Origin of the sequence: Escherichia sp. R1 (assembly GCF_003000935.1) — a bacterium.
Lineage (GTDB): Bacteria > Pseudomonadota > Gammaproteobacteria > Enterobacterales > Enterobacteriaceae > Escherichia > Escherichia coli.
This window is the reverse complement of the sequence record NZ_PSRU01000015.1, coordinates 68,313-94,526: the sequence shown is the minus strand read 5'-3', so window position 1 is coordinate 94,526 and position 26,214 is coordinate 68,313. Positions and strand designations below refer to the sequence as shown.

Here is a 26,214-nt window from a genome sequence, read left to right as displayed (position 1 = left end):
TTCGGGCTGGCATTTTTTATGGTTGAGTTACCAGCGACCGGACGCGCCGCCACCGCCAGAAGAACCGCCCCCGCCGCTAAATCCGCCGCCACTTGAGCCACCACCGGAACCGCTGTTGTCTGAATGATAACTTCTACCAGATGCTTTTTTCTGAAGTACACATAAACAGGTAAAGACCATAATGGTGGTGAAAGTAAAAAAGAAGAAAAATACAGCAATGGAAAAAGTTTTATCGGAGAACAGGAATAAATCTAAAAGATAGATTGCTGAAATACAGACACTGCTTTTACATGCGCGACAAAAATTACTGCCTTGATGAAAAAACCAGAAAGGGAAGAACATCACTGCAAATACCCAAAAAATAGCAAAGTAGTAATGATCGCTGGAAGATGCTGATTCACTTTCTGAAGGATTAACCGAATATTGGTGTTGTGAAGTGAGTCGGTTATTCAAAGCGATTATAGCTAACTCTAATCCCTTAGCTAATTTTTGTTGTTTAAATGCGGGTATCATGTTGCTACGGATGATATCTCCAGCCAGAGCGTCGGTTACCTTTTCTTCCAGCCCATAACCTACCTGGATGCGGACAGTGCGATCCGACCAGGCAACAATGATCAGTATCCCATCATTGCGTTTGGCATCTCCTAAACGCCAATTGTCAAAAACTCTTGTAGCATATTGTTCAATAGAATCGTCTCCGGTGGATGGCACTATTAATACAGCGACCTGTGCCCGTGTTTTTTGTGTAATATCCTGCAGCTGTTGTGTTAGTGATTGTTGTTCAGACGTGCTTAAGGTACCAGTAATATCGGTCACCTGTTGGCGCAGCTCCGGCACAGCAATTTGCTGGGCAAGCACAGGAAGGCACCATAAAGTGAGTAGAAAAAGGATTATACGCATAACGATCACCAACGGTCGGATGAACCGCCGCCTCCTGAAGAACCGCCGCCACCGCGGAAAGAATTTTTCGACGAAGAGCGAGAATGAGCATTACGATTCCCCGTTTTCCTGTTGCTTTTATGTCCTGATCCCAGTTTAAGATTGCCAGTAAATTTGGCCACAATGATCAGCAGAACGATGCCAGCAATGGTTATTGGGCCGATAAAATGATCAATTAGCCCAATAATTGTTGAGATGAATGCTATATCTTTATTACTGGCGAATACCAGGCACCATCCCACAACAATTATCAGCAGCACGACAAACAATGAGTTTCGTTCGGATTGAGAAACCTGCTGAGTCGTCTTTTGTTTTTTCACTTTAGCGTTTTTATTTTTTGGGGCCAGCATCATAGGAAATACGCGATACATATGAAAAATTACCGCGATACGCTGCCAGCAGGTTGCTGCGAAAAATAAACTAAAACAAACGAGCGATACCCGCCGAATGATGACATCATCCTGAAAGAAGAAAAACCAGACCATAGGAGTAATCATCGATATCATCCATATGCCAGGCCCGGGACGGCTGGTAAATCGCCAGAGGACAACGATGGCAACGATCATCAGTAATGTCCAGGCAAGACATGGCAGCGAGCGTTGCGGATTAGCAAACAGATGATTGGCTAAAGCATCCAAAGGGCTAAGATTCGCTTTTATATAGGTAAACTGTGCGATGCCTTCAATTCCCTGCGTTAACCCGGAGAAGAGATTATTTTTTTTGAATTCCGGTTGCATATGGTAATGAACAATTTGCGCAGCTTGTTCCGGTGGCAGCATCTCTTTCAGTCCATGCCCAATCTTCATTGACGCCAGCCCTTCCGGCCAAACGACGAGAATTAAGATACCTTCGCCGTACCGCTTCTCTCCAACGGGTTTCCAGTGATATAACCCGTAGCTCTGAGAGGCTGCAAGTTTAATGTTTTTGCCCCCTGTGGTCGGCGTAACCAACACGGCCACCTGGAAGTGGTTTTGCTGCTCGAGAGTCTGTAATTGTTGATTTAAAGCAGTTTGTTCTTCTGTCGTTAATGTCCCGGTTAAGTCAGTTACTGAAGGCAATTGTTCAGCTAACGCCTGGAAACCATATAGCATCAGAAGTAAGAGAAAAATACGCATTTCAATTCCTTTTGTTACCAGCGCCCGGAGGCGCCACCGCCGCCAGATGAACCGCCGCCGCCGCTGAAATTATCATTGTCAAAAGAGGATGAAGAGGAAGATGACGACGATGATGAAGAACGCCAGGAGGCCGAGTTACTTCTTTCGTAACGTGACGGTCGGTTGGCACTACGCATCGAATCCCGAACCTTTTTGCCGAAGGGGGTAAAAGCGATAGCGACAGCCAGGAACGGTGTAGCGAAGCAGAGTAATGTTGCGAGTACTCCCCAGCTTCCGCTGAAACCTGCTATAGGTAAAACAAAGGCCAGTACAATAGCTGTGAAGCAAATTAGTCCCAGCGTTTTGAAATATCCTCTGGCGGAAATAAAGGTCAGTACTATTGCCCAGACTAACAAAGCCCACCAACCGTTAAAGGGCAAAGGGTGATCGGGCGGTGTTATCGTTGCTAAATTATTCCCCGTCAGACGATTATCAATATCGCTTATTCCCTTTTGCAAGCCGCCAGCCAGGTCGCCATTTTTAAATGCCGGAATAATACTGTTGCGAATAATTTTCCCGGACTGCGCATCCGTAATAACGCCTTCCAGTCCGTAACCGATTTCAATACGCACGGTATGATCCTGCCAGGCGACTAACAGTAGAACGCCATCATCGCGGTCTTTATCACCTGGTTTCCAGCTATCGAATACCCGCGTAGCGTACTGCTCGATGGTTTCATCGCCCGTTGTTTCAACCACTAACACGACCAGTTGTGCGTGGCTTTTTTGCGTCAGCTCTTTAATCTGATTGGTCAAAGTATTTACTTCATCGTTCGTCAATTTACCGGTTAAGTCATTCACATACCTGGGTGATTCAGGCACTGGAATTTGTGTGGCAAACACAGATGAACAGAAGAAAGCCATAAGGAAGATAAAAATTCGCACAGGACTTCCCCGCTTAATGAGCATTAGTATTCTGGCTAAAATCTATTGTCGGGGCTTTACTCACAGCGGCGACATCATCCGGCAAATAATTTTTCTTTGGTGTGTAATCCATGACCTTTGCGGTTAACACTGCGGGGAATTTGCGGATAGTGACATTATATTGTTCAATAGCTTTAATATATCTTCCTCGCGCAACGGCAATTCGATTTTCACTTCCTTCGAGCTGTACCATCAAATTTTGATAGAGTTCCTGGGCCTTTAGCTCAGGGTAACGTTCACTAATTATCGTTAACTGACCGAGAGTGCGAGACACCTGCGCCTGAGCTTGTTGCCAGGTTTGTAATTTTTGTTCATCTCCCGGAATTTGCTGAAGATCGCTACTGGCGCGATTAGCCTGGCTACGAGCCAATGTTACGGCTTCCAGTACATCTCGTTCATGGCTGGAATAACCTTTAATGCTGGCGACAAGATTAGGAATAAGATCGGCGCGACGTTGATATTGATTCAATACCTCAGACCAGGAGGCGTTAACCTGCTCATCATAGGTTTGAATATCGTTATATCCACAGCCTGATAAATTGAAAATAAATATAATTGCGATGAATATTCTGAGCATGGTTAAATTCCTTTTAATTAATTCCTTAAAACATAATACGCCGCTTCATTTTATTCTTAATGATCTGAGCCAATTTTTGCATCAAACCTGCCTGTAACAGAATGTTAATAAGACATGATTGTTGTGGCAGGATCTGCAATAATTAACAATTATCCACTTCACAGAGAATGCTATGCAGTACCCGATTAACGAGATGTTCCAGACCCTGCAAGGTGAGGGTTACTTTACCGGCGTCCCCGCCATTTTTATTCGTTTACAGGGATGTCCGGTTGGCTGTGCCTGGTGCGACACCAAACACACCTGGGAAAAGCTTGAGGATCGGGAAGTCTCCCTTTTCAGCATTCTGGCGAAGACCAAAGAGAGTGATAAGTGGGGGGCGGCGAGCAGTGAAGATTTGCTGGCTGTCATTGGCCGTCAGGGATACACCGCGCGTCATGTGGTGATTACGGGTGGTGAGCCTTGCATTCATGATTTGCTGCCACTGACTGACCTGCTCGAAAAGAACGGTTTTAGCTGCCAGATCGAAACCAGTGGTACTCATGAGGTACGCTGCACACCGAATACCTGGGTTACCGTATCGCCAAAGCTGAACATGCGCGGCGGCTATGAAGTGTTGTCACAAGCCCTGGAGCGAGCTAACGAAATCAAACACCCAGTTGGACGCGTACGTGATATCGAAGCACTGGACGAATTGCTGGCGACGCTGACCGATGATAAACCGCGAGTCATTGCACTTCAGCCAATTAGCCAGAAGGAAGATGCTACGCGTTTATGTATCGATACCTGCATTGCGCGCAACTGGCGTTTGTCGATGCAGACACATAAATATTTGAATATTGCCTGATTTGATTATTCATCATTAATATTTAACGTTCAGGATGAAAATAATCGCCCCGTTTTACAGGGGCGATGCAAGATAGTGACGGGATTATCGGTAGCGTTTTTGTAGACTGGCAGGAAGATAACGCTGTAATGGGGATGGCGTTTCACCTTCAATCAGTTGCGAAATAAGTTCAAAGCAGTGAAAAGCAAGTTGGCGATTATCCTGTTGTATTGTGTCGATTCTTACCGAAAGTGAATCATACAAGTAATGATCATCAAAACTCGCCAGGTGTATTTTACTGTCGAGTAAATTATATTGGCTCATATAGCGCAGAACGCCTTCCAGTAATCCACAAGCGGCAGTGAATAAGGCTTTAGGGGGACGTCCTAAACGAGCGCATAGCGCGGCAAACATTTCATAGCCTGAGCTCGGATGATAATTACCGTGAATAATCCATTCAGGTTGTAGCGTTACTCCGGCTTGCTGCAAGCCTTGTGTAAATCCTTCCAGTCGATCGCGAGTCGGTGACAAACGGGGTTGTCCGCCCAGAAAATAGAATTCATCCGGGTGACTCCGTGCAATATCTGCCACCAGAGCGGCGGTGGGAGAAACAGAGTCAGTAATGACCAATGGCAATGTACTGCCGTTCATGTGGCGATCGAACAACACAACAGGTAATTGCTCGCTAAGTTTTTGATAGTCATTATCATGCAGCATACTGGATGCGACGATTAACCCATCAACTTGGCGGGCAATCATATTGTTCACCACCATTGTTTCCTGTGAAGGATTTTCATCAGTACAGGATATGAGGAGCTGGACGCCCGCTTCCCGACACAATGTTTCCAGTTCATGGGAAAATACTGCAAATCCGTAGTTAGTGATTTCAGGAACGACGAGACCAATGGTATGACTGCGGTTGTCCCGTAATGAGCGGGCATGAATGCTGGGCTGATAATGCTGCTGTTGGGCAATACTCAGCACACGCTCACGCGTTTCCTGCGCAACACGTAACTCTTTGCCACGACCATTGAGAACCAGACTGGCGGTTGCTTTCGACACTCCCGCCAGTTCAGCAATGTCTTTAATAGTAACGCGTTTGGTTTTTCTCACGACGAGGATCCGTAATTCAAAACCCTCATTCTACCATGCAGGCGCGTAGCGACCAGTAGCGTAACGTGACGTCAGACTCACCCTGTAATATCAGCGAAGCTGGATGATGGGGAAAATAACGATTACTCATTACACCTTCACCATTATTGATGAATATCTCTACGCTGGAACTGTCACAGAGAATCTTCAGTGACGTTACGCTTCCTCGCCAGTAACGAGTTAATTTCTCTTGCCCTGCAAGGCTTCTCCTCTGTAGTTGAATACCATCGTCATTAAGATGCAGTGCCAGCGCATTGCCAAAATTCAGATACAGCTCACCCGACGGAATGATGTCCATTTCCAGGCGTTCAATTTCGACATGCGGCGCATGATCCGCTTTTCCTTGCCAGAAGTGTTCAGCTTCACGCAGTTGCGCGAGTTCCCTGATTGGCATCTGAAACAATTTTCCCTGCTGGAATGAGAGTTCGCGAAAACAGGTCATTTGATGCTGCCAATGATGCTTTCTGGTTGGCTGCAACATCTCTTCGCCATCAGGAACCCCCATCCAGCCGACCAGCAATCGTCGCCCGTCCGGGGCTTCCATCGTCTGTGGTGCATAGAATTCAAATCCCGCATCCAGCTCTGAGAAAGCGCCATGCGTAAATTTGCCTGTCTCGTAATCAAACTGTCCATGTAGCCAGGCGCAGGGATAAGTATTCAGATAGCGCTCATGTTCGCGCACCATTCCCTGGGGGCAACAGAGGAGAATGTATTCACCATCAAGGGCGAAAAAATCAGGACATTCCCACATGTATCCTGCGTTATCTATTTCATTCAGACCGTTACCAGCAATTTCTCCATGAAAAGACCAGGTATAGAGATCGACAGAGGAATACAGCAGCACTTTCCCCCGTTTCTCTTTATCTTGCGCGCCAAGCACCATGTACCATTGGCTGTTGTGCTTCCAGACTTTTGGATCACGAACATGTCCGGTGTAACCATCAGGTAACGGTATGACAGGGCCTAGTTTATCAAACCCGCCCTGGTTATTTTCGGTGGCCAGGCATTGCCATGCCGTTCTGCTGCCATCATCAAACTTAACATTACCGGTATAGCAAAGTGTGAGAACGCCCTGATTATTAACCGCGCTTCCTGAGTAACAACCATTACGGTCGTACTCTTTATCGGGCATTAGCGCTAATGGTTCATGCTGCCAGTGCAATAAATCCGTCGAACTCCAGTGCCCCCAACATTTGTACTTATGATCACAAGCCAGTGGATTCCATTGATAAAACAGATGATAGCGTCCTCCAGACCAACAAAAGCCATTTGGATCGTTCATTAGTCCGGTGACTGGAGCGAGATGCCAACAAGGATAGTGGGCATCTGCCAGTGCTTTGGACTGACCTTTCATCACTGCCTGTAAAATCGCGGGCATTTGTGAAGGCATCGACATTACTCCTCGTCCGTTTTGTATTTGAGTAATAAAGAGAGGCTAAAAGCGACAGCGAAAGCAATCACCATTCCAATAATATAATTAACCAACGATGTTGGCTGAACGATTGCCATGCCGGGTATTGCGGTCAGACCAACGGCAGTCATATAAACGTGAACAGAGACAACCCAGGCACCGCCGGCAGCGCCACCAATTAAGGCCGCAATAAAAGGTTTAACAAAACGAAGGTTGATACCAAAAATAGCGGCTTCAGTAATCCCTAACATTGCGGAAAAGGCCGAGGGTAGGGTGATTGCTTTAATTTTTGTATCTTTGGTTTTAAACCATACCGCCAGACATGCACCGCCTTGCGCAACGTTTGCCATTGCCCAAATAGGCAGCAGGAAATTAACACCGATTGCAGGGTTACCTAAAAGTCCTGCTTCAATTGCGTGGAAGCTATGATGAATACCCGTAATAACAATCGCTGAATATAGCCCGCCGAATAACAACCCTGCTAACCAGCCTGCGTGTGCAATCAGCGTGCTGAGAACGAAAGAGATACCGTCACCTAACGCTCGTCCTGCCGGACCAATAATCAAAAGAGCGATAAAGCCAGAAATGACGACAGTCAGAAATGGCGTCAGAATGAGATCCAGAGCATCAGGGATAAACCTGCGTAACTGTTTTTCCACTATGCTCATAAACCATACTGCCAGAAGCACGGGGAAAACCGTTCCCTGATAGCCAATCATGGCGATTTCAAAACCGAAGAAGTTCATTGTCTGAAATCCCGCAGCAACGCCCCAGGCATTTGTGAGTGCCGGGTGAGTCAGAATCCCTCCTAATGTCGCGCCAAGATAAGGATTTCCACCAAATTCACGAGCAGCAGTAAAGCCAATAAGGATGGGGAGAATAATAAATGCGGCTGAACTGCACATATCCAGCAGGATATAAATCGCATTATCGGCATTCACCCAGCCATATGTTTTCACCATTCCCAGGAGCCCCATTAATAAACCAGAAGCAACAATGGCTGGAATGATGGGGACAAAAATATTAGAAAGTAGCCGTGCTATTCGCTGAAAAGGATTGAGTTTTTGAGCGGCGAGTCGAGCGGTATCTGCTTTACTGGATTCGCTAATACCTGCAACCTGAATAAAGGCAGCATAGACTTTATTAACCACGCCGGTGCCAAAGATGATTTGCATTTGCCCTGAATTACGAAAACAACCTTTCACTCCATCAATCTGGCCAATGGCATGTTGATCGGCAAGTGTGTCGTCAACCAGTACCAGCCGTAGGCGAGTGGCGCAATGTGCTGCACTGGCGATGTTCTCCTTACCACCTAATAAAGGAAGCAACGATTGGGCGATTTTATCGAAATCCATATAACCCTCTAATTCATTGTTATTTCAGTAAAAGCCTCACATCCGTGAGGCTGTCTGGTATTAAAACCAGGTTTCCATTTGGACACCAAAATTCCACTCTCCGCCAGTATTGAAACCACTGCTGCCGAAAGCGTCATTGCTGGCAAAATCATCAAGTTTGCTGCTCCAGTCCATCCAGGTGGCAAACAGGCGAAGCTCCGGACGGCTAAAGAAATTATTGATATCGTTAGCTTTTAGAGTTGGAGCAAAGGTGAGTTTATAGAAGCTGCCGTTTACGGCGTTGTGGTTTTGATACCCCTTTGGCTTCAGATCCATATATTGATAGCTACCCTCAAAGGCCAGAGCAAAATTCTGTGTTACCTCTTTGATCAGACGTGTATTGAAGGTCACCCATTCGTAGCTATCGCCTTTGACGTAACGATCTTTACTGCTTTGTGCGAGAATTGCTGGCGCAACATACCAACCGCTTCCCAGAGGTGTTGTGCCGTAAGATGCGAAGCGCCAGGTATTCGCCTCAGACAGCAGAGCGCCATCGGAGCCAATCCCTTTGACTTCCGCACCCAGGCCATGGCCATATAGCAGTGCTGTTTTTGCCGTCCCTTCACGCAGGCCATAGAAAGTGTCATTGTGCAGACCAACTAACGCATGTACGCCAGTATTTGCAGCATCAGTTTGAATGAGATCACCATTGGCATCTTTTCGATCATCATTATCTTTTGCCCGTAATCCGCTAACCATCAACTGGAAGGGGCCTGCATAATGATTCATGGTGAGGATGTAGTTCTGAACGTTATTGTCGATATCATCAAGATCGCCGAAATTACGTCCGTAGAGAGAAAAGTTACTGCGGAATGTATCGTTCCATTTTACGTCATAGATACCGCCGCCCGTTCCCGCTAAAAATACGACATCGGAGTCTAACCAGTGAATATCAAAATTGTCGCGATCAAAGCGTTTACCAGCCCAGACAGTACTGTCTTTGAATGCTCCGGTAAAACTTGGTAATGCGCCCAGTTCGGCAAAAGCCTGTCGGATATTCAGGTTACTGGAGCCGCCAGTCCAGTCGTTGTAATCTCTTTGTCCGTCAGCCAACATTGCTTTAAAGCGTGTGGTCGCACCGTTATCCAGTGTTTGTTTATGTTCTACATTTAACTCGACATAGGTATCGGCTTCATTTCCCAGACGGCCAACAGCTCCACCAGTTTCACCTGCGGGAGTCAGATACGGCCCACTTTTGCTACTGGAAGCGGCATCATTCATCAGTAACCCGGAACGGGCATAGCCATGAAACTCAAAACCACTGTTTTCTGCGGATTTCTGTTCGAGCTGAACTGTTCTCTGTGCTACTTCTTGAGTTGTTAGCTGATTTTGTTGTTGTGTTTCAGCCAGTTTCTGAACCTGTAATTCAGCTGTTTTGGCCCTTGCTTCTGCCGCCTGGGCGCGGGATTCCGCATTTTTTAAACGTTGTTCCAACGCCGCCAGTCGAGATTCGATACTGCTAATATCCGTTTGCGCATGTACCGTTGTAGCACCGGTCAGCAAAGCAATTAACACTGCCAAAGTTGTTTTTTTATACATAATTTGTCGCGTCCCATCAGAGAATTATAAAAATTGCTAAAATGCTAAACCGGTTTAGGTATTGATAATAAAGCTGACTTTTTAGCCAGAGCAATTATTTTCGCTAAACCGATTTAGTAAATGTGACAGGCACGACAAATCGGGTTACAGATACAACAGCAGGATCACTATTGTGAAGGGAGATCGTGTTGTCGGGGTAAGGCGGTCATCGCGCCTTTAGCCGTGGTCGCCAGAGCACCACAAATCTGAGCTTGTGCAATGATTCGTTCAAGCTGTCTGGTATTTGTTGGTATTCCAGAATCAGCCAGACCTGCAAGTAATCCAGCGACAAAAGCATCTCCTGCCCCGGTCGTATCGACGACAGAAACAGGTTTGGCGGGATAGTGGATAAACTGCCCCTGAAAATACACAAGTACGCCATTTTTTCCTTGTGTGATAAGCAATAAAGTCAACGAATAACGTTGTACTAATGAATATGCGCCTTGCTGAACCTGGCTTTCGCCACTGATGAATAGCAACTCTTCTTCGGACAATTTAGCGATATTCGCCAGCGAAAGCGCGCGATCAAGGTATTTTCTTAATAGCGCTTCACTCTGCCAGAGATCGCTGCGGATATTGGGATCAAAACTGATGTTTCCGCCAGCCTGACGTATTTTCTCCATAGCCAGAAATGCGGTACTTCGGGAAGGTTCTGCACTGAGCGCAATGGAACAAAGATGGAGCCATTCACCCGGCCCAAATGTAGGAAGGTCATCAGGTTGTAAAAAAAGATCGGCACTTGGGCGTACCATAAAGGTAAAGTTTCTTTCTCCTTGCTCATCAAGTCCTACAGCCACAATTGAGGTGCGATGTTGAGGATCAAGAGACATATAACGTGTATCAACATTTTCTTTACTCAGTGTCTGATACATAAAGCGACCGAAAGGATCATCGCCAACTTTGCCAATAAAGGCACTTTCCCCCCCCAGCCTTGCGATACCGACTGCAACATTAGCAGGCGCCCCACCAGGACACTGTAGTAGTCTCCCCTGGCTTTCGGGTAATAAATCAACAACCGCATCACCGAGTACCCATACTCTTGTGCTCATAAAGGCTCCAATATACTAACTGCTAAACAAATTAAATCGGTTTAGCAATTAAAGCATAAACGCTGCTCAGGAGAGAACAATATTCAGCAGTGGTTACCCGGTATTTTGTAGTGGAAACGTGAATATGCCGGGATTAATCATCTACCCGGCACTGTTTATCTCACTTACGCATTCGACCAGCTCTGGATCGAATCCGCATTCCCCAATTCCCCATGCATCACTTCATACGATTTTTTCAGGATCACATCAGTATGTTTGGTTAGGTCTTTGAAAATGCCTTTATTCATCGCGTCGTAGCGTTTGGCATTGCTCTCAATCGGTATGAAGATATCTTTCACGCGAACCATTTTATCGACAGCCGTTGTGTAATCCGGGTATAGCCCCAGACCTACCGCCGTATTGATCGCAGCCCCCAGACTTGCACAACCGTTAATGGCGTTTCGGCGTGCCGGAAGGTTGAACACGTCGGCAAAAATCTGCATAAACAGATCGCTGTTCGAACCGCCGCCAGTAATGATCACATGCTTTGCAAAGTGATTCATTTCATGACACATATTGTCGTAATTATTCTTCAGCGTCAGCGCCACGCTTTCCAGTATCGAACGATATATCCATGCGTAATCCATACTGGAATCAAAGCCGATCATAATTCCGCGTTTGTACGGTTCCCACGGATTGGTCAGCCAGTCCAGCACCGTCATCAGCCCATTACAACCAGGTGGCACGCAAGACGCTTTTTTGTTGAGCAAATCTTCCGGTGAAAGATCCTGTGCTTTGGCATCCTGAATTAACGACTCGCCTAACATGTCGCGCAGCCAGCTCACCGTCCACATGCCTTTGCGAATACCGTAACCTTCATACAGCAATGTTTGCGGAATAGAAGACATAATCGGCCAGTACGCGACCGGATCTTTCGGCAGTGCTTTGCCGTTCATCATCAACGCGATATAGGTGCCAAGAGAAATTACCGCCGTTTCATCATCCAGTAACCCGGCTCCCAGAGCTTCTACCGGTTTATCACTGGTGGTACAAACAACCGGCAGCCCAGCCGGGAAATGTGTCGCCAGCGCAGCTTGTGGTGTGATATGCCCAAGAACAGTGCCTGGCATTTGCACGTCAAAAAGCATCTGGCGGGGGATATTAAACTTTTCCATTACCGCGGCATTTTCGCTCCATGCCCAGCTCTTATAATCCACCGGCCACTGACCAAAATAGTTGGCGATATTGTCTTTAAACTCGCCGGTTAAGCGATGTGTCAGATAACCCGAAAAAGAGGTGACATAGGCCACGTCAGGATTAGTGTGTTCGTAAGGGCGTGTAACGCGTGCATCCTGCCAGCTAATCAACGGCGCGGCTGGCGTACCATCGGCTTTCAATAACGCACGGCAGCAACGGATTGAGCCCAGGCCAATGCCGACAATATCTTCTTTATTTCCGGCAAACTGGCTCATCAAATCGTGACTGGCAAAACATAGTGATGCCCATAAATCGTCGTCAGGATGTTCTGCGGTATCGGCATCTGGCGTGTGCATCGGCTGCAATAAGCCTTTGCCTTCGCAAACCACATTACCTTCCAGATCGTACATCACCACTTTTGTGCTCTGACTTCCGCCATCAATCCCTATGATGTATTTTTTCGACATGATTTTTCTCCTGTAATTTTCCTGGCTTACTTGCTGCTAGCCATTGCGGGGGCGCTATCAGCAGTACGAATTTTTTGGAACAGCAAAAAGGTAAAGATGATCACCATGCCAAGCGCCGCCATGCCCATTAGCCACATGTTGCGGTAGGCTTCTGCAGCGGGCAGGGTGTCTTGCCAGTAGCCGATAATCGGTTAAACGAAGACATCCGGCAGGAATCCAATCACCGAACAAATACCTACCGTGGTGCCCATAATGTAAGACGGTGTTCTCGCTTCGCCAGGGCAGGCCCAATACAGCCCGCGTGAGGCGTAACAGGTGAATCCCAGTAATAAAATCAAGCCAATCCCCATCGCGACCGATTGCGGGTTAGAGTTCGTGACGAGCAGGGCTGTCAACGCCAGCAAACCGATGATGGAAAGGATTTGGACCACGCGGGTAGGGGATTTCACTTTACTGTAGGTGGTGATAATGCCGCCAAGTGGGCCGCACAGCGCGCGGAAGATTTTGTTGATCACAATCCCCATGTAGCTCGCCGCCACCAACGACATGCCGTACATTTCGGTCAGATAGTTGGTGGAGTAACTCAGAATGGCGTAGATGGTGAAGACACCAAAAATCACCATGCTGCAATACCAGGTGGTGCTGATGCGCAAAACGGCCAGGATGTCGCTAAGCTGGAATGACTGTTTTTCTTCGTTATTGGCACTGCGCAGATTGTTGTTATCGCTAACAAAAAACCAACACAAAATGCCCAGCAGAATGTAAACCACACTATAGATAATAATGACCGTTTTCAGGCTGGCGCTGTCATCCGGTGCAAAGCGAGAAAAGACCCACATGGTAAACACCGCCAGCGACATTACACCGACGCCGCGCAGCCCTTCCATCCAGCCCATAATTTTCCCTTGCTCGCTATGATCGCCCAGCAACGATGCGGCTTTAATCGACACCGACCACAGCATTAAAATCGTCGTTATCGCAAAGGCGACCTGAATACAGAGCATTACCCACAGCGGTGGATATGTTGCCATTAACAGACCCAGTAATCCGGTAATGATCATCGCGGAAGTAATCATTTTGCGATGTGAAAATTTATCGGCAATAACGCCGCTAGGGGCATAGAAAATAATGGCCGCAATACCAAAGGTACTCATTATTAAACCTATCTCGGTATTGCTGAATCCCATAAATTTTGCCATGGGAATTTGATAAATATAACGTAAATAAGCCAGGTCGAAACTAACGCCGCCGCTAAAACTAATTATCGCGAGGGTTATCCAACGGCGATATGAGTTGTGTTGCATATCGTATTCCCATTTGTAATAGACAAAAAAAGAGAAAAGTAAGCCGCCCTTTCAGGTGGATTACTTTTCTCAGGTCTCTAGTAATTGCAATAAGAAATAACATGGAAAGCAGAGGTGTTGTGTGAGAGTAATCACGCTTCTGCTTTTTTAAATTATTTGACAATACGAACATCACACTGTGATTACGATCACATTAGCAGTTATGTCCTTATGCTAAAAATTATCTCCAGTTACCAGAGATAATGAGAAAGGTAACTTCCCTCTCGCGGGGGAAGTTACCTTTCTTTTTTTTTGCCTTACGGAAATTGGAGCTAACTATGTCAATCGAATCTCTCAATGCGTTCTCAATGGATTTTTTCTCCCTGAAAGGTAAAACAGCAATTGTTACCGGCGGGAATAGCGGTTTAGGCCAGGCATTTGCCATGGCGTTGGCCAAAGCTGGCGCAAATGTCTTTATTCCTAGTTTCGTCAAAGATAACGGCGAAACAAAGGAAATGATTGAAAAACAGGGTGTCGAAGTTGATTTTATGCAGGTGGATATCACCGCAGAAGGCGCGCCGCAGAAGATTATCGCTGCCTGCTGTGAGCGCTTCGGTACCGTCGATATTCTGGTTAACAATGCCGGTATTTGTAAGCTGAATAAGGTGCTGGACTTTGGTCGTGCCGACTGGGACCCGATGATTGACGTGAACCTGACCGCCGCATTCGAGTTAAGCTACGAAGCGGCAAAAATTATGATCCCGCAGAAAAGCGGTAAAATCATTAATATCTGTTCATTGTTCTCTTACTTAGGTGGTCAATGGTCACCTGCTTATTCTGCCACTAAACATGCTCTTGCCGGATTCACCAAAGCCTATTGCGATGAATTAGGCCAATATAATATTCAGGTGAATGGTATTGCTCCTGGTTATTATGCAACCGATATTACGCTGGCGACCCGTAGTAATCCAGAAACTAACCAGCGTGTTCTTGATCATATTCCGGCAAACCGTTGGGGTGATACTCAGGATTTAATGGGTGCAGCCGTATTCCTCGCAAGTCCGGCATCGAATTATGTCAACGGACATTTATTAGTGGTTGATGGCGGTTATTTAGTGCGCTAATTCATAACGGTGGTTTCTGTTTTCTCTTATTAATAACTATTCCATTTTTATTATCAGGAAGGAATTACTATGTCTTTATCTCGCGTAGCGATTGTCGACCAGCTAAAGGAAATTGTTGGTGCAGATCGCGTAATTACCGATGAAACAGTATTAAAGAAGAACAGTATTGACCGTTTTCGTAAATTTCCGGATATTCATGGCATTTATACTTTGCCAATTCCGGCAGCGGTCGTAAAACTCGGTTCCACAGAACAAGTATCCCGTGTGCTGAATTTTATGAATGCGCACAAAATTAACGGTGTGCCACGTACCGGTGCTTCCGCCACCGAAGGTGGGCTGGAAACCGTTGTGGAAAACTCGGTGGTGCTCGACGGCTCCGCCATGAATCAAATCATTAATATTGATATTGAGAATATGCAGGCCACGGCGCAATGTGGCGTTCCGCTGGAGGTGCTGGAAAACGCGTTGCGTGAAAAAGGTTACACCACGGGGCATTCTCCGCAGTCAAAGCCGCTGGCGCAGATGGGCGGCCTGGTGGCGACCCGCAGTATTGGGCAGTTTTCCACACTCTACGGCGCAATCGAGGATATGGTCGTTGGTCTGGAAGCGGTGCTGGCAGATGGCACCGTCACACGCATTAAAAACGTGCCACGTCGCGCGGCTGGCCCGGACATTCGTCATATCATCATCGGCAACGAAGGTGCACTGTGCTATATCACTGAAGTCACAGTGAAAATCTTCAAATTTACGCCGGAAAACAATCTCTTCTATGGCTATGTGCTGGAAGACATGAAAACCGGCTTCAACATCCTGCGTGAAATCATGGTGGAAGGGTATCGTCCGTCGATTGCTCGTTTGTATGATGCTGAAGATGGCACCCAACACTTCACCCATTTTGCCGACGGCAAATGCGTGCTGATCTTTATGGCTGAAGGTAACCCTCGCATTGCGAAGGCGACGGGTGAAGGGATTGCTGAAATCGTGGCGCGCTACCCGCAGTGCCAGCGCGTGGACAGCAAGCTGATCGAAACCTGGTTTAACAACCTGAACTGGGGACCGGATAAAGTAGCTGCCGAACGTGTGCAGATCCTCAAAACCGGCAACATGGGCTTTACCACTGAAGTGTCCGGCTGCTGGAGCTGCATTCACGAAATCTACGAAAGCGTTATTAACCGTATTCGTACCGAGTTCCCGCACGCCGACGACATCACCATGCTGGGCGGTCACTCCTCTCATAGCTATCAGAACGGCACCAACATGTACTTCGTCTACGACTACAACGTCGTTGACTGTAAGCCGGAAGAGGAAATCGACAAATACCACAATCCGCTCAACAAAATCATCTGCGAAGAAACCATTCGTCTCGGCGGTTCGATGGTGCACCACCACGGTATCGGTAAACATCGCGTTCACTGGAGCAAACTGGAACACGGCAGCGCGTGGGCGTTGCTGGAAGGGCTGAAAAAGCAGTTCGATCCTAATGGCATTATGAACACGGGTACTATCTATCCGATTGAAAAATAATGTGTCAGGCAGCGTTCCGCGATGACGGGGCGTTGCCTTTTCGGCTTCTCAGGCGAGAAGCCGTTCTTATTACCGGACAATGAAGGGGTAAAGATGAACACTTCACCGGTGCGAATGGATGATTTACCGCTTAACCGTTTTCACTGTCGAATTGCTGCGCTCACTTTCGGCGCACACCTGACCGACGGTTATGTCCTCGGCGTTATTGGTTACGCCATTATTCAGCTTACGCCCGCCATGCAACTGACGCCGTTTATGGCGGGAATGATCGGCGGCTCGGCGTTACTTGGTTTGTTTCTTGGCAGCCTGGTTTTGGGGTGGATCTCCGACCATATCGGGCGGCAAAAAATCTTCACCTTCAGTTTTATGCTGATTACGCTCGCTTCGTTCTTGCAATTTTTTGCCACCACGCCAGAGCATCTTATTGGATTGCGCATTTTGATCGGCATTGGTCTGGGAGGCGATTACTCAGTCGGTCACACCTTGCTGGCTGAATTTTCCCCGCGCCGCCATCGCGGTATTTTGCTGGGCGCATTCAGTGTGGTGTGGACCGTAGGCTATGTGCTGGCAAGTATTGCCGGACATCACTTTATTTCCGAAAGCCCGGAGGCCTGGCGCTGGCTGCTGGCATCAGCGGCGTTACCAGCCTTGCTGATTACGCTGCTACGTTGGGGCACGCCGGAATCGCCACGCTGGCTACTGCGCCAGGGGCGTTTTGCAGAAGCTCACGCTATCGTTCATCGCTATTTTGGCCCGCATGTTTTACTGGGCGATGAAGTGGCAACGGCGACCCATAAACACATCAAAACCTTGTTCTCTTCGCGCTACTGGCGGCGCACGGCGTTTAACAGCGTCTTCTTTGTCTGCCTCGTAATCCCATGGTTTGTGATTTATACCTGGCTGCCAACTATCGCCCAAACTATTGGTCTGGAAGATGCGTTGACCGCTAGCCTGATGCTTAATGCGTTGTTAATTGTGGGCGCGCTGCTGGGATTAGTTCTGACGCACCTGCTGGCACATCGCAAATTTTTGCTGGGAAGTTTTTTGCTGCTGGCGGCAACGCTGGTCGTGATGGCCTGTTTGCCTTCCGGCAGTTCATTAACCCTGCTGCTTTTTGTTCTCTTCAGCACCACCATTTCGGCAGTCAGTAATCTGGTGGGCATTTTGCCTGCGGAAAGTTTTCCTACTGACATTCGCTCGCTGGGCGTCGGTTTTGCCACCGCCATGAGTCGACTTGGCGCGGCGGTAAGTACTGGCCTGCTGCCGTGGGTGCTGGCGCAGTGGGGAATGCAAGTCACCTTATTGCTCCTGGCGGCAGTGTTGTTGGTTGGTTTTGTTGTGACCTGGCTATGGGCACCAGAAACCAAAGCACTCCCGCTGGTGGCGGCGGGAAATGTAGGAGGTGCGAATGAACATTCTGTTAGCGTTTAAAGCCGAGCCGGATGCCGGAATGCTGGCGGAAAAAGAGTGGCAGGCGGCGGCTCAGGGTAATAGCGGACCGGATGTTTCGCTACTGCGAAGTTTACTCGGTGCTGATGAACAGGCTGCCGCCGCGCTGCTGTTGGCGCAGAGAAAAAACGGTACGTCGATGTCTTTAACCGCGTTGAGCATGGGGGATGAACGGGCGTTGCACTGGCTGCGCTATCTCATGGCTCTTGGGTTTGAGGAAGCTGTAGTGCTGGAGACGGCGGCAGATCTGCGCTTTGCGTCGGAATTTGTCGCTCGCCATATTGCCGAATGGCAGCGTCAGAATCCGCTGGATCTGATAATTATCGGCTGCCAAAGCAGCGAAGGGCAGAATGGACAAACGCCATTTTTGCTGGCGGAAATGCTGGGCTGGCCCTGTTTCACCCAGGTGGAGCGTTTCACTCTCGACGCGCCGTTTATCACCCTCGAACAGCGTACTGAACATGGGTTGCGCTGTTGCCGGGTTCGCTTGCCTGCGGTGATTGCCGTGCGCCAGTGTGGTGAAGTGGCCTTGCCAGTACCGGGAATGCGCCAGCGAATGGCTGCGGGGAAAGCAGAAATTATCCGTAAAACTGTTGCTGCCGAATTGCCAGCGATGCAGTGTCTGCAACTGGCAAGAGCAGAGCAACGACGCGGAGCGACGCTGATTGATGGGCAAACGGTAGCAGAAAAAGCGCAAAAGCTATGGCAGAACTATTTACGCCAAAGGATGCAGCCATGAATATCGCAATTGTGACAATAAATCAGGAGAATGCCGCAATAGCAAGCTGGCTGGCGGCACAGGATTTCAGCGGTTGTACCCTGGCACACTGGCAGATTGAACCTCAGCCCGTAGTGGCGGAACAGGTGCTGGATGCGCTGGTGGAACAGTGGCAGCGAACGCCAGCGGACGTTGTTCTCTTTCCGCCGGGAACGTTTGGTGATGAACTGTCGACCCGGCTGGCCTGGCGTTTACATGGTGCAAGCATCTGCCAGGTGACTTCGTTAGATATTCCAACCGTAAGCGTGCGCAAATCCCACTGGGGAAATGCGCTAACGGCGACGCTGCAAACAGAAAAACGCCCGCTATGCCTTTCGCTGGCACGTCAGGCGGGAGCAGATAAAAACGCCACGTTGCCCTCTGGGATGCAGCAACTGAACATTGTCCCCGGCGCGCTTCCAGACTGGCTTATCAGCGTCGAAAACCTGAAAAATGTTACCCGTGACCCATTAACCGAGGCCAGACGTGTGCTGGTGGTGGGACAGGGCGGAGAGGCAGATAACCAGGAAATCGCTATGCTGGCAGAAAAGATGGGAGCCGAAGTGGGCTACAGTCGGGCACGAGTGATGAACGGTGGCGTTGATGCCGAAAAAGTGATTGGTATTTCCGGACATCTGCTGGCACCTGAGGTGTGTATTGTTGTTGGCGCTTCCGGCGCAGCAGCGTTAATGGCGGGCGTACGCAATAGCAAGTTTGTGGTGGCGATTAATCATGACGCCAGTGCAGCGGTATTTTCACAGGCAGATGTTGGCGTGGTTGATGACTGGAAAGTGGTGCTGGAGGCACTGGTGACAAACATTCACGCAGATTGCCAATAACGTGCTGCCGGATGATCCTGCCTATGGTTCTGGGCTGGGGACTTGTAGGCCTGATAAGACGCGTCAAGCGTCGAATCAGGCGCTGAATGTCGGATGTGGTGTGCAGCCTACAAATCACAACAAATTCAACTTGTTACGATTATCCCGTCAAAGCAATTTTTTCGCTAACGTCCAGACCCCAGTATTCGTGGTGGAAAGCGCCACAACACCCGCGTTAATCGCATTACGCGCATCTTCTTCATCGCACACCAGCCCGCCAGCAATCAGCGGTTGGCGGATTTTCTCCGTCACCCAGCCCAGCACTTTAGGCATGCAGCCTGGCAGGATCTCAATACAATCCGGATTCGATTGCGCAACTTGCTTATCAATGTTGTGAAACGAAATCGAATCAACAATAAACAGTCGATGAATACAGAAAAAACCTTCCGCTCTTGCTGCTTTCAGCATTGAGGCTTTGGTACTGATAATTCCGTCCGCCTCGGTTACCAGTTTCAAAAACTGAATCACCACTTCTTTATTTGACGCGCCTTCCAGCAAATCAACATGAATAAAAGCATATTTCCCGGCGTTCTTAATCTTTTTAACGATATTACTAATGGTGCAGATATTGCCGTACAACACGGAAATAAACTGGCATTCAGAGTCGATTGCCAGTTGCAGGCTGGCATTATCTTTAACGGCAGCAATCACCGGATTCTGGCGGAGCAGGTGTAAGAGGGGCATAAATTATCCTTATTATTTATCCAAAGCGGTAGGTGATGCCGAATCCGGAAGGCGGATAGCGCCACTGTTGTAGTGTTGATTCGTCGCACAGCAAACGGCAGGTGCCACACTCCAGGCAGCCGTGATAATCAACGCGTAAGTCACCTTCAGGTGTGAGCGAAAAAAGACCTGCTGGACAGGCGTTAATCAACCGTTGTGCCGTCTGGCGCTCAACGGAGTCAGCCGGAACAATGTGCGGCGCATCGGCAGCGCGCCAGAGATTACGGGCTACAGACATCGCAGACTCCTGATAACATCGCCCGTCAGATGCCACAAGCCGTGACGACGTAAATGACGCCAGAGCAATTGGCGCAGCGGTGGAACAGGTGTATTCCCCTGATCCCATAAATCACGGGAAATATCCTGCATTAACCCAGGCCACACCCGATACCAGCCAGGGCGTTGCAAAAGCGCCGGAACATGCTGATAACGCTGTAGAACATCCCACAGCAGGCTGCGCTCTACGTTGTGATGATAAAGCGGAAACAGATTTTGCGGCTCGCGGTGCTGGCAGGCGCTTATCAGCGTTTGTGCCGCCGCCTGCGCGCCAGTTAGCGCCATATCCATACCGCGCACGGAAATTCCGGTATTGACGCAACTGCGCAACGCATCGCCCACCAGCAGCCAGCCGTTACCGGCGTATTGCACCGGCATACTGCGCAGGCCACCTTCTGGCACCAGATGCGCACCATACTCCAGTGATTCCGTGTTTTTGATAAGCGGGCGCACTGCCGGATGCGTTTTAAAGCGAGCCAGCAGCTCGCTTGCCGGAACACGACTTTGCGTAAGGGAGGAGAGCGGGCAAACAATCCCTAACGAGAGCGTTTGTTGATTAGTATAAAGAAATGCGCCGCCGGGTAAGTCATCACAGATTCCGCCGCTGAACAGCAACGCTGCGCCTTCGTTATTCTCCAGATGAAAACGTTCTTCAATAGCGGATGGTTCCAGCGTCAGCACTTCTTTGATCCCCAATGCCATCGCTTCGCCAGCAGGACGAGTCACTAACCCGTGGCGTTCCGCCAGGACGCTGTTGGCACCTTCTGCCAGCACCACATAACGGGCGCGAAGAATATCGTCACCACAAATGACACCACACACCCTGCCGTTTTCTTCATACAGTGCATCTACCGTCGCACCGGGGATGCATTCGACACCTTCTTTTTCGGCTTCGGCAACCAGCCACGGATCGAATCGTGCGCGTAATACACTCCAGGATTCACCGCCGGGCAGTAAGCTGGAAAACGTCGTTGCGCCATCTGGCGTTAACAGAGAAAGACTTTCGTGAGTGATGCGTCGTTCAAGAGGCGCGGTCAGGTGAAATTGCGGGAGGAGTTCCGCGAGCGCATGGGTGTATAGCCGCCCGCCGGAAAGATTTTTGCTGCCGGGAATCTCCGCTCGTTCCAGTAACAAAACGGATAAACCCGCTCGCGTGCAGCGTAACGCGCAAGCGGTGCCAGCAATACCGGCACCGATAATAATAATGTCGCAGTCGTCTTCCATGTCATGCCCCAGATATCCAGAACACAACACCCTAACATAGCGTTACTTAAGGGAAATTGACCGCCGACACACTCTTATCATTCGCCGCGATAGATACAACCTGCGGTGCAGGTTTCTTTTACCATCACCGCACTTAACAGCGGCACAACGGGTTTAACCTGATCCCAAATCCATTTTGCTAAAACTTCGCTGGTTGGGTTTTCCAGACCTGGAATATCATTGAGATAATGGTGATCGAGGCGCTCATAAGTTGGTTTAAACGCCGCTTTCAGTTCAGCGAAATCGATAATCCAGCCCGTATGCGGATCGACTTCCCCGGTAATTTCCAGTCGCACCATAAAGGAATGCCCGTGCAGGCGACCACATTTATGCCCTTGTGGGACGTGCGGCAAGCGGTGAGCGGCTTCGAAGGTGAAATCTTTAAATAACGTGGTGGACATCATAATTTCTCTACATGACGATAAAACCGCCGTAGAGTACCGGAAAGGCTGTTTTTTCGCATTATCTAAAACGACTTTGTTGCGCAAAATCGCTGATTTATCTTATTGATGGGCAATATTCATTTGTTTTTCATTGGGTTGGTTAATCTATTTTGTTGTTAAAGACTATTGCTAAAACAGGTTAGTCGATTTGGTTATTAGTTATCGCTATCCCGTCTTTAATCCACACCGTTTACCCCGTTAACCTTACCTTCTCTTCTGTTTTATGGGCGCTGACAGGGCGCAGAAACAGCTTTGCTTACTGGAACATAACAACGCATGACGACACAGGTCCCACCTTCCGCGTTGCTTCCGTTGAACCCGGAGCAACTGGCACGCCTTCAGGCGGCCACGACCGATTTAACTCCTACCCAGCTTGCCTGGGTTTCTGGCTATTTCTGGGGCGTGCTCAACCAGCAGCCTGCTGCGCTTGCAGCGACGCCAGCGCCCGCCGCAGAAATGCCGGGTATAACTATTATCTCCGCCTCGCAAACCGGCAATGCGCGCCGGGTTGCTGAAGCATTACGCGATGATTTATTAGCGGCAAAACTGAACGTTAAGCTGGTGAACGCGGGTGACTATAAATTCAAACAAATCGCCAGCGAAAAACTGCTTATCGTGGTGACGTCAACGCAAGGGGAAGGGGAACCGCCGGAAGAAGCCGTCGCGCTGCATAAGTTCCTGTTCTCCAAAAAAGCGCCAAAGCTGGAAAACACCGCGTTTGCCGTGTTTAGCCTCGGCGATAGCTCTTATGAATTTTTCTGCCAGTCCGGGAAAGATTTTGACAGTAAGCTGGCGGAACTGGGCGGTGAACGCCTGCTCGACCGTGTCGATGCCGACGTTGAATACCAGGCTGCTGCCAGCGAGTGGCGCGCCCGCGTGGTTGATGCGCTTAAATCGCGTGCGCCTGTCGCGGCACCTTCTCAATCCGTCGCTACTGGCACGGTAAATGAAATCCACACCAGCCCGTATAGCAAAGACGCGCCACTGGTGGCGAGCCTCTCTGTTAACCAGAAAATTACCGGGCGTAACTCTGAAAAAGACGTTCGTCACATTGAAATTGACTTAGGTGACTCTGGCCTGCGTTACCAGCCGGGTGACGCGCTGGGCGTCTGGTATCAGAACGATCCGGCACTGGTGAAAGAACTTGTCGAACTGCTGTGGCTGAAAGGCGATGAACCTGTCACCGTCGAGGGCAAAACGTTGCCTCTGAACGAAGCGCTACAGTGGCACTTCGAACTGACCGTCAACACCGCCAACATTGTTGAGAACTATGCCACGCTTACCCGCAGCGAAACGCTGCTGCCGCTGGTGGGCGATAAAGCGAAATTACAGCATTACGCCGCGACGACGCCGATTGTCGACATGGTGCGTTTCTCTCCGGCGCAACTGGATGCCGAAGCGCTGATTAATCTGCTGCGCCCGCTGACCCCGCGCCTGTATTCCATCGCCTCCTCGCAGGCGGAAGTCGAGAACGAAGTGCACGTTACCGTTGGTGTGGTGCGTTACGACGTGGAAGGCCGTGCCCGTGCCGGTGGTGCCTCCAGCTTCCTCGCGGACCGTGTGGAAGAAGAGGGTGAAGTCCGCGTCTTTATCGAACATAACGACAACTTCCGCCTGCCAACCAATCCGGAAACCCCGGTGATCATGATTGGCCCTGGCACCGGCATCGCGCCGTTCCGTGCCTTTATGCAGCAGCGTGCTGCCGACGAAGCGCCGGGTAAAAACTGGCTATTCTTTGGCAACCCACACTTTACGGAAGATTTCCTCTACCAGGTGGAATGGCAGCGTTACGTCAAAGAAGGCGTGCTGACGCGCATCGATCTCGCCTGGTCGCGCGATCAAAAAGAAAAAATTTACGTACAAGACAAACTGCGCGAACAGGGCGCAGAGCTGTGGCGCTGGATCAATGACGGTGCCCACATTTATGTCTGCGGCGACGCTAATCGCATGGCGAAAGACGTTGAGCAGGCACTTCTGGAAGTGATTGCCGAATTTGGTGGCATGGACACCGAAGCGGCGGATGAATTTTTAAGTGAGCTGCGCGTAGAGCGCCGTTATCAGCGAGATGTCTACTAATGAGCGAAAAACATCCAGGGCCTTTAGTGGTCGAAGGAAAACTGACAGACGCCGAGCGCATGAAGCTTGAAAGCAACTACCTGCGCGGCACCATTGCGGAAGATTTAAACGACGGTCTGACAGGCGGTTTTAAGGGCGATAACTTCCTGCTGATCCGCTTCCACGGCATGTATCAGCAGGATGACCGCGACATTCGCGCCGAACGTGCTGAACAGAAGCTGGAGCCGCGCCACGCGATGCTGCTTCGCTGTCGTCTGCCGGGTGGGGTGATTACCACTAAACAGTGGCAGGCGATCGACAAATTTGCCGGTGAAAACACCATCTATGGCAGCATTCGCCTGACCAACCGCCAGACATTCCAGTTCCACGGCATTCTGAAAAAGAACGTCAAACCGGTGCATCAGATGCTGCACTCAGTCGGTCTTGATGCGCTGGCGACCGCCAACGACATGAACCGTAACGTACTCTGCACCTCGAACCCTTACGAGTCGCAACTGCACGCGGAAGCATATGAATGGGCGAAGAAAATCTCTGAACATCTGCTGCCTCGTACCCGCGCGTATGCGGAGATCTGGCTCGATCAGGAAAAAGTCGCCACTACTGATGAAGAGCCGATCCTTGGTCAGACCTACCTGCCGCGTAAGTTCAAAACCACGGTAGTGATCCCGCCGCAGAACGATATCGATCTGCACGCCAACGACATGAACTTCGTGGCGATCGCCGAAAACGGCAAGCTGGTGGGCTTTAACCTGCTGGTGGGCGGTGGGCTTTCCATTGAACACGGCAACAAGAAAACCTACGCCCGCACGGCGAGTGAGTTTGGCTATCTGCCGCTGGAGCATACGCTGGCGGTGGCGGAAGCCGTCGTGACAACTCAGCGTGACTGGGGTAACCGAACCGATCGTAAAAATGCCAAAACCAAATACACGCTGGAGCGCGTAGGGGTTGAGACGTTTAAAGCGGAAGTTGAACGTCGCGCGGGGATCAAATTCGAGCCGATTCGCCCGTATGAGTTTACCGGACGCGGCGATCGTATTGGCTGGGTTAAGGGCATTGATGATAACTGGCACCTGACGCTGTTTATCGAAAATGGTCGCATTCTTGATTATCCGGGACGTCCGCTGAAAACCGGCTTGCTGGAGATCGCGAAGATCCACAAAGGTGATTTCCGCATTACGGCGAACCAGAATCTGATCATCGCCGGAGTGCCGGAAAGCGAGAAAGCGAAGATCGAGAAGATCGCCAAAGAAAGCGGGTTAATGAATGCCGTCACGCCGCAGCGTGAAAACTCAATGGCCTGCGTGTCATTCCCGACTTGCCCGCTGGCGATGGCGGAAGCGGAACGTTTCCTGCCGTCTTTTATCGACAACATCGATAATTTAATGGCGAAACATGGTGTCAGCGATGAGCATATCGTGATGCGTGTAACAGGCTGCCCGAACGGTTGTGGTCGCGCGATGCTGGCGGAAGTGGGTCTGGTGGGGAAAGCGCCGGGTCGCTACAACCTGCATCTTGGCGGCAACCGCATTGGGACACGTATCCCACGGATGTATAAAGAAAACATCACCGAGCCGGAAATCCTGGCGTCGCTTGATGAACTGATAGGGCGCTGGGCGAAAGAGCGCGAAGCGGGTGAAGGCTTCGGCGACTTTACGGTGCGTGCGGGCATCATTCGCCCGGTGCTCGATCCGGCGCGCGATTTGTGGGATTAACCATCAGCCCGGTCTTGTTGGCCTGATAAGATGTGTAAGCGTTGCATCAGGCAAGGCAAACAG

General features: G+C 49.5%; 21 protein-coding genes and 2 pseudogenes. 8 read left to right on the top strand and 15 right to left on the bottom strand.

Annotated features, from left to right (window positions below):
* Nucleotides 1-27 precede the first annotated feature (27 nt).
* From C4F37_RS18200 to C4F37_RS18185, 4 genes and pseudogenes are all read right to left on the bottom strand, one after another.
* Nucleotides 28-900 carry a TPM domain-containing protein gene (locus C4F37_RS18200; protein WP_011579171.1) on the bottom strand — a complete coding sequence of 291 codons (873 nt, stop codon included), beginning with the start codon at nt 898-900 and terminating at the stop codon, nt 28-30.
* Between the two features lie 5 nt (nt 901-905).
* Nucleotides 906-2,054 carry a TPM domain-containing protein gene (locus C4F37_RS18195; RefSeq protein ID WP_001217999.1) on the bottom strand — a complete coding sequence of 383 codons (1,149 nt, stop codon included), beginning with the start codon at nt 2,052-2,054 and terminating at the stop codon, nt 906-908.
* A 251-nt stretch (nt 2,055-2,305) separates the two neighbouring features.
* A pseudogene (locus C4F37_RS18190) lies at nt 2,306-2,977 on the bottom strand (TPM domain-containing protein); the annotation flags it as partial.
* Between the two features lie 13 nt (nt 2,978-2,990).
* On the bottom strand, nt 2,991-3,593 hold the full coding sequence (locus tag C4F37_RS18185; RefSeq protein WP_001774029.1) for a LemA family protein: 603 nt from the start codon (nt 3,591-3,593) through the stop codon (nt 2,991-2,993).
* A gap of 172 nt (nt 3,594-3,765) precedes the next feature.
* On the opposite strand from C4F37_RS18185, the gene queE reads away from it, so the two are divergent.
* Complete coding sequence (gene queE / locus C4F37_RS18180) at nt 3,766-4,437, top strand: 7-carboxy-7-deazaguanine synthase QueE (RefSeq protein WP_001199974.1); 672 nt, start codon at nt 3,766-3,768, stop codon at nt 4,435-4,437.
* An 84-nt stretch (nt 4,438-4,521) separates the two neighbouring features.
* Here the strand turns inward: queE and C4F37_RS18175 are convergent, their stop codons facing one another.
* From C4F37_RS18175 to C4F37_RS18140, 7 genes and pseudogenes are all read right to left on the bottom strand, one after another.
* On the bottom strand, nt 4,522-5,529 hold the full coding sequence (locus C4F37_RS18175) for a LacI family DNA-binding transcriptional regulator (RefSeq protein WP_001232702.1): 1,008 nt from the start codon (nt 5,527-5,529) through the stop codon (nt 4,522-4,524).
* 25 nt (nt 5,530-5,554) lie between these two features.
* Complete coding sequence (locus C4F37_RS18170; protein ID WP_001334220.1) at nt 5,555-6,964, bottom strand: sucrose-6-phosphate hydrolase; 1,410 nt, start codon at nt 6,962-6,964, stop codon at nt 5,555-5,557.
* Entirely contained in the window at nt 6,964-8,334 is a 1,371-nt protein-coding gene (locus tag C4F37_RS18165; protein WP_000344912.1) for a sucrose-specific PTS transporter subunit IIBC, read from the bottom strand. The genes C4F37_RS18170 and C4F37_RS18165 overlap by 1 nt, the downstream gene beginning before the upstream one ends.
* Nucleotides 8,335-8,394: 60 nt before the next feature.
* The gene (locus tag C4F37_RS18160; RefSeq protein WP_000277208.1) at nt 8,395-9,912 is read right to left on the bottom strand and encodes a carbohydrate porin; all 1,518 of its coding nucleotides are present in this window, start codon (nt 9,910-9,912) and stop codon (nt 8,395-8,397) included.
* 167 nt (nt 9,913-10,079) lie between these two features.
* Entirely contained in the window at nt 10,080-11,000 is a 921-nt protein-coding gene (locus tag C4F37_RS18155; RefSeq protein ID WP_000107663.1) for an aminoimidazole riboside kinase, read from the bottom strand.
* A 164-nt stretch (nt 11,001-11,164) separates the two neighbouring features.
* Nucleotides 11,165-12,643 (bottom strand): FGGY-family carbohydrate kinase, encoded by a 1,479-nt coding sequence (locus C4F37_RS18150; protein ID WP_000039739.1) that lies wholly within the window; start codon nt 12,641-12,643, stop codon nt 11,165-11,167.
* 26 nt (nt 12,644-12,669) lie between these two features.
* A pseudogene (locus C4F37_RS18140) lies at nt 12,670-13,947 on the bottom strand (MFS transporter).
* Between the two features lie 317 nt (nt 13,948-14,264).
* On the opposite strand from C4F37_RS18140, the gene C4F37_RS18135 reads away from it, so the two are divergent.
* The 5 genes from C4F37_RS18135 to C4F37_RS18115 all read left to right on the top strand — a co-directional run bounded on the left by C4F37_RS18135 (nt 14,265) and on the right by C4F37_RS18115 (nt 19,619).
* On the top strand, nt 14,265-15,050 hold the full coding sequence (locus tag C4F37_RS18135; protein ID WP_000021342.1) for an SDR family oxidoreductase: 786 nt from the start codon (nt 14,265-14,267) through the stop codon (nt 15,048-15,050).
* Between the two features lie 69 nt (nt 15,051-15,119).
* The gene (locus tag C4F37_RS18130) at nt 15,120-16,574 is read left to right on the top strand and encodes an FAD-binding oxidoreductase (RefSeq protein WP_000059426.1); all 1,455 of its coding nucleotides are present in this window, start codon (nt 15,120-15,122) and stop codon (nt 16,572-16,574) included.
* 21 nt (nt 16,575-16,595) lie between these two features.
* The gene (locus C4F37_RS18125; protein WP_001539463.1) at nt 16,596-18,005 is read left to right on the top strand and encodes an MFS transporter; all 1,410 of its coding nucleotides are present in this window, start codon (nt 16,596-16,598) and stop codon (nt 18,003-18,005) included.
* On the top strand, nt 17,983-18,762 hold the full coding sequence (locus C4F37_RS18120; protein ID WP_001539462.1) for an electron transfer flavoprotein subunit beta/FixA family protein: 780 nt from the start codon (nt 17,983-17,985) through the stop codon (nt 18,760-18,762). The genes C4F37_RS18125 and C4F37_RS18120 overlap by 23 nt, the downstream gene beginning before the upstream one ends.
* The gene (locus C4F37_RS18115) at nt 18,759-19,619 is read left to right on the top strand and encodes an electron transfer flavoprotein subunit alpha/FixB family protein (protein ID WP_001539460.1); all 861 of its coding nucleotides are present in this window, start codon (nt 18,759-18,761) and stop codon (nt 19,617-19,619) included. Before C4F37_RS18120 ends, C4F37_RS18115 begins: the two co-directional genes overlap by 4 nt.
* A gap of 147 nt (nt 19,620-19,766) precedes the next feature.
* Here the strand turns inward: C4F37_RS18115 and C4F37_RS18110 are convergent, their stop codons facing one another.
* The 4 genes from C4F37_RS18110 to queD all read right to left on the bottom strand — a co-directional run bounded on the left by C4F37_RS18110 (nt 19,767) and on the right by queD (nt 22,321).
* The gene (locus C4F37_RS18110) at nt 19,767-20,342 is read right to left on the bottom strand and encodes a glycerol-3-phosphate responsive antiterminator (protein ID WP_001130266.1); all 576 of its coding nucleotides are present in this window, start codon (nt 20,340-20,342) and stop codon (nt 19,767-19,769) included.
* A 16-nt stretch (nt 20,343-20,358) separates the two neighbouring features.
* Complete coding sequence (locus tag C4F37_RS18105; RefSeq protein ID WP_000109509.1) at nt 20,359-20,619, bottom strand: ferredoxin family protein; 261 nt, start codon at nt 20,617-20,619, stop codon at nt 20,359-20,361.
* Nucleotides 20,610-21,881, bottom strand: a complete 1,272-nt coding sequence (locus C4F37_RS18100) for an FAD-dependent oxidoreductase (protein WP_001539459.1) — start codon at nt 21,879-21,881, stop codon at nt 20,610-20,612. Before C4F37_RS18100 ends, C4F37_RS18105 begins: the two co-directional genes overlap by 10 nt.
* A gap of 77 nt (nt 21,882-21,958) precedes the next feature.
* Complete coding sequence (gene queD, locus C4F37_RS18095; RefSeq protein WP_000108301.1) at nt 21,959-22,321, bottom strand: 6-carboxytetrahydropterin synthase QueD; 363 nt, start codon at nt 22,319-22,321, stop codon at nt 21,959-21,961.
* Between the two features lie 318 nt (nt 22,322-22,639).
* Here queD and cysJ point away from each other — a divergent pair, with 318 nt between their 5' ends.
* On the top strand, nt 22,640-24,439 hold the full coding sequence (gene cysJ, locus C4F37_RS18090; protein WP_000211918.1) for an NADPH-dependent assimilatory sulfite reductase flavoprotein subunit: 1,800 nt from the start codon (nt 22,640-22,642) through the stop codon (nt 24,437-24,439).
* The gene (cysI, locus tag C4F37_RS18085; RefSeq protein WP_001290706.1) at nt 24,439-26,151 is read left to right on the top strand and encodes an assimilatory sulfite reductase (NADPH) hemoprotein subunit; all 1,713 of its coding nucleotides are present in this window, start codon (nt 24,439-24,441) and stop codon (nt 26,149-26,151) included. The genes cysJ and cysI overlap by 1 nt, the downstream gene beginning before the upstream one ends.
* The last annotated feature ends 63 nt before the right edge of the window (nt 26,152-26,214 follow it).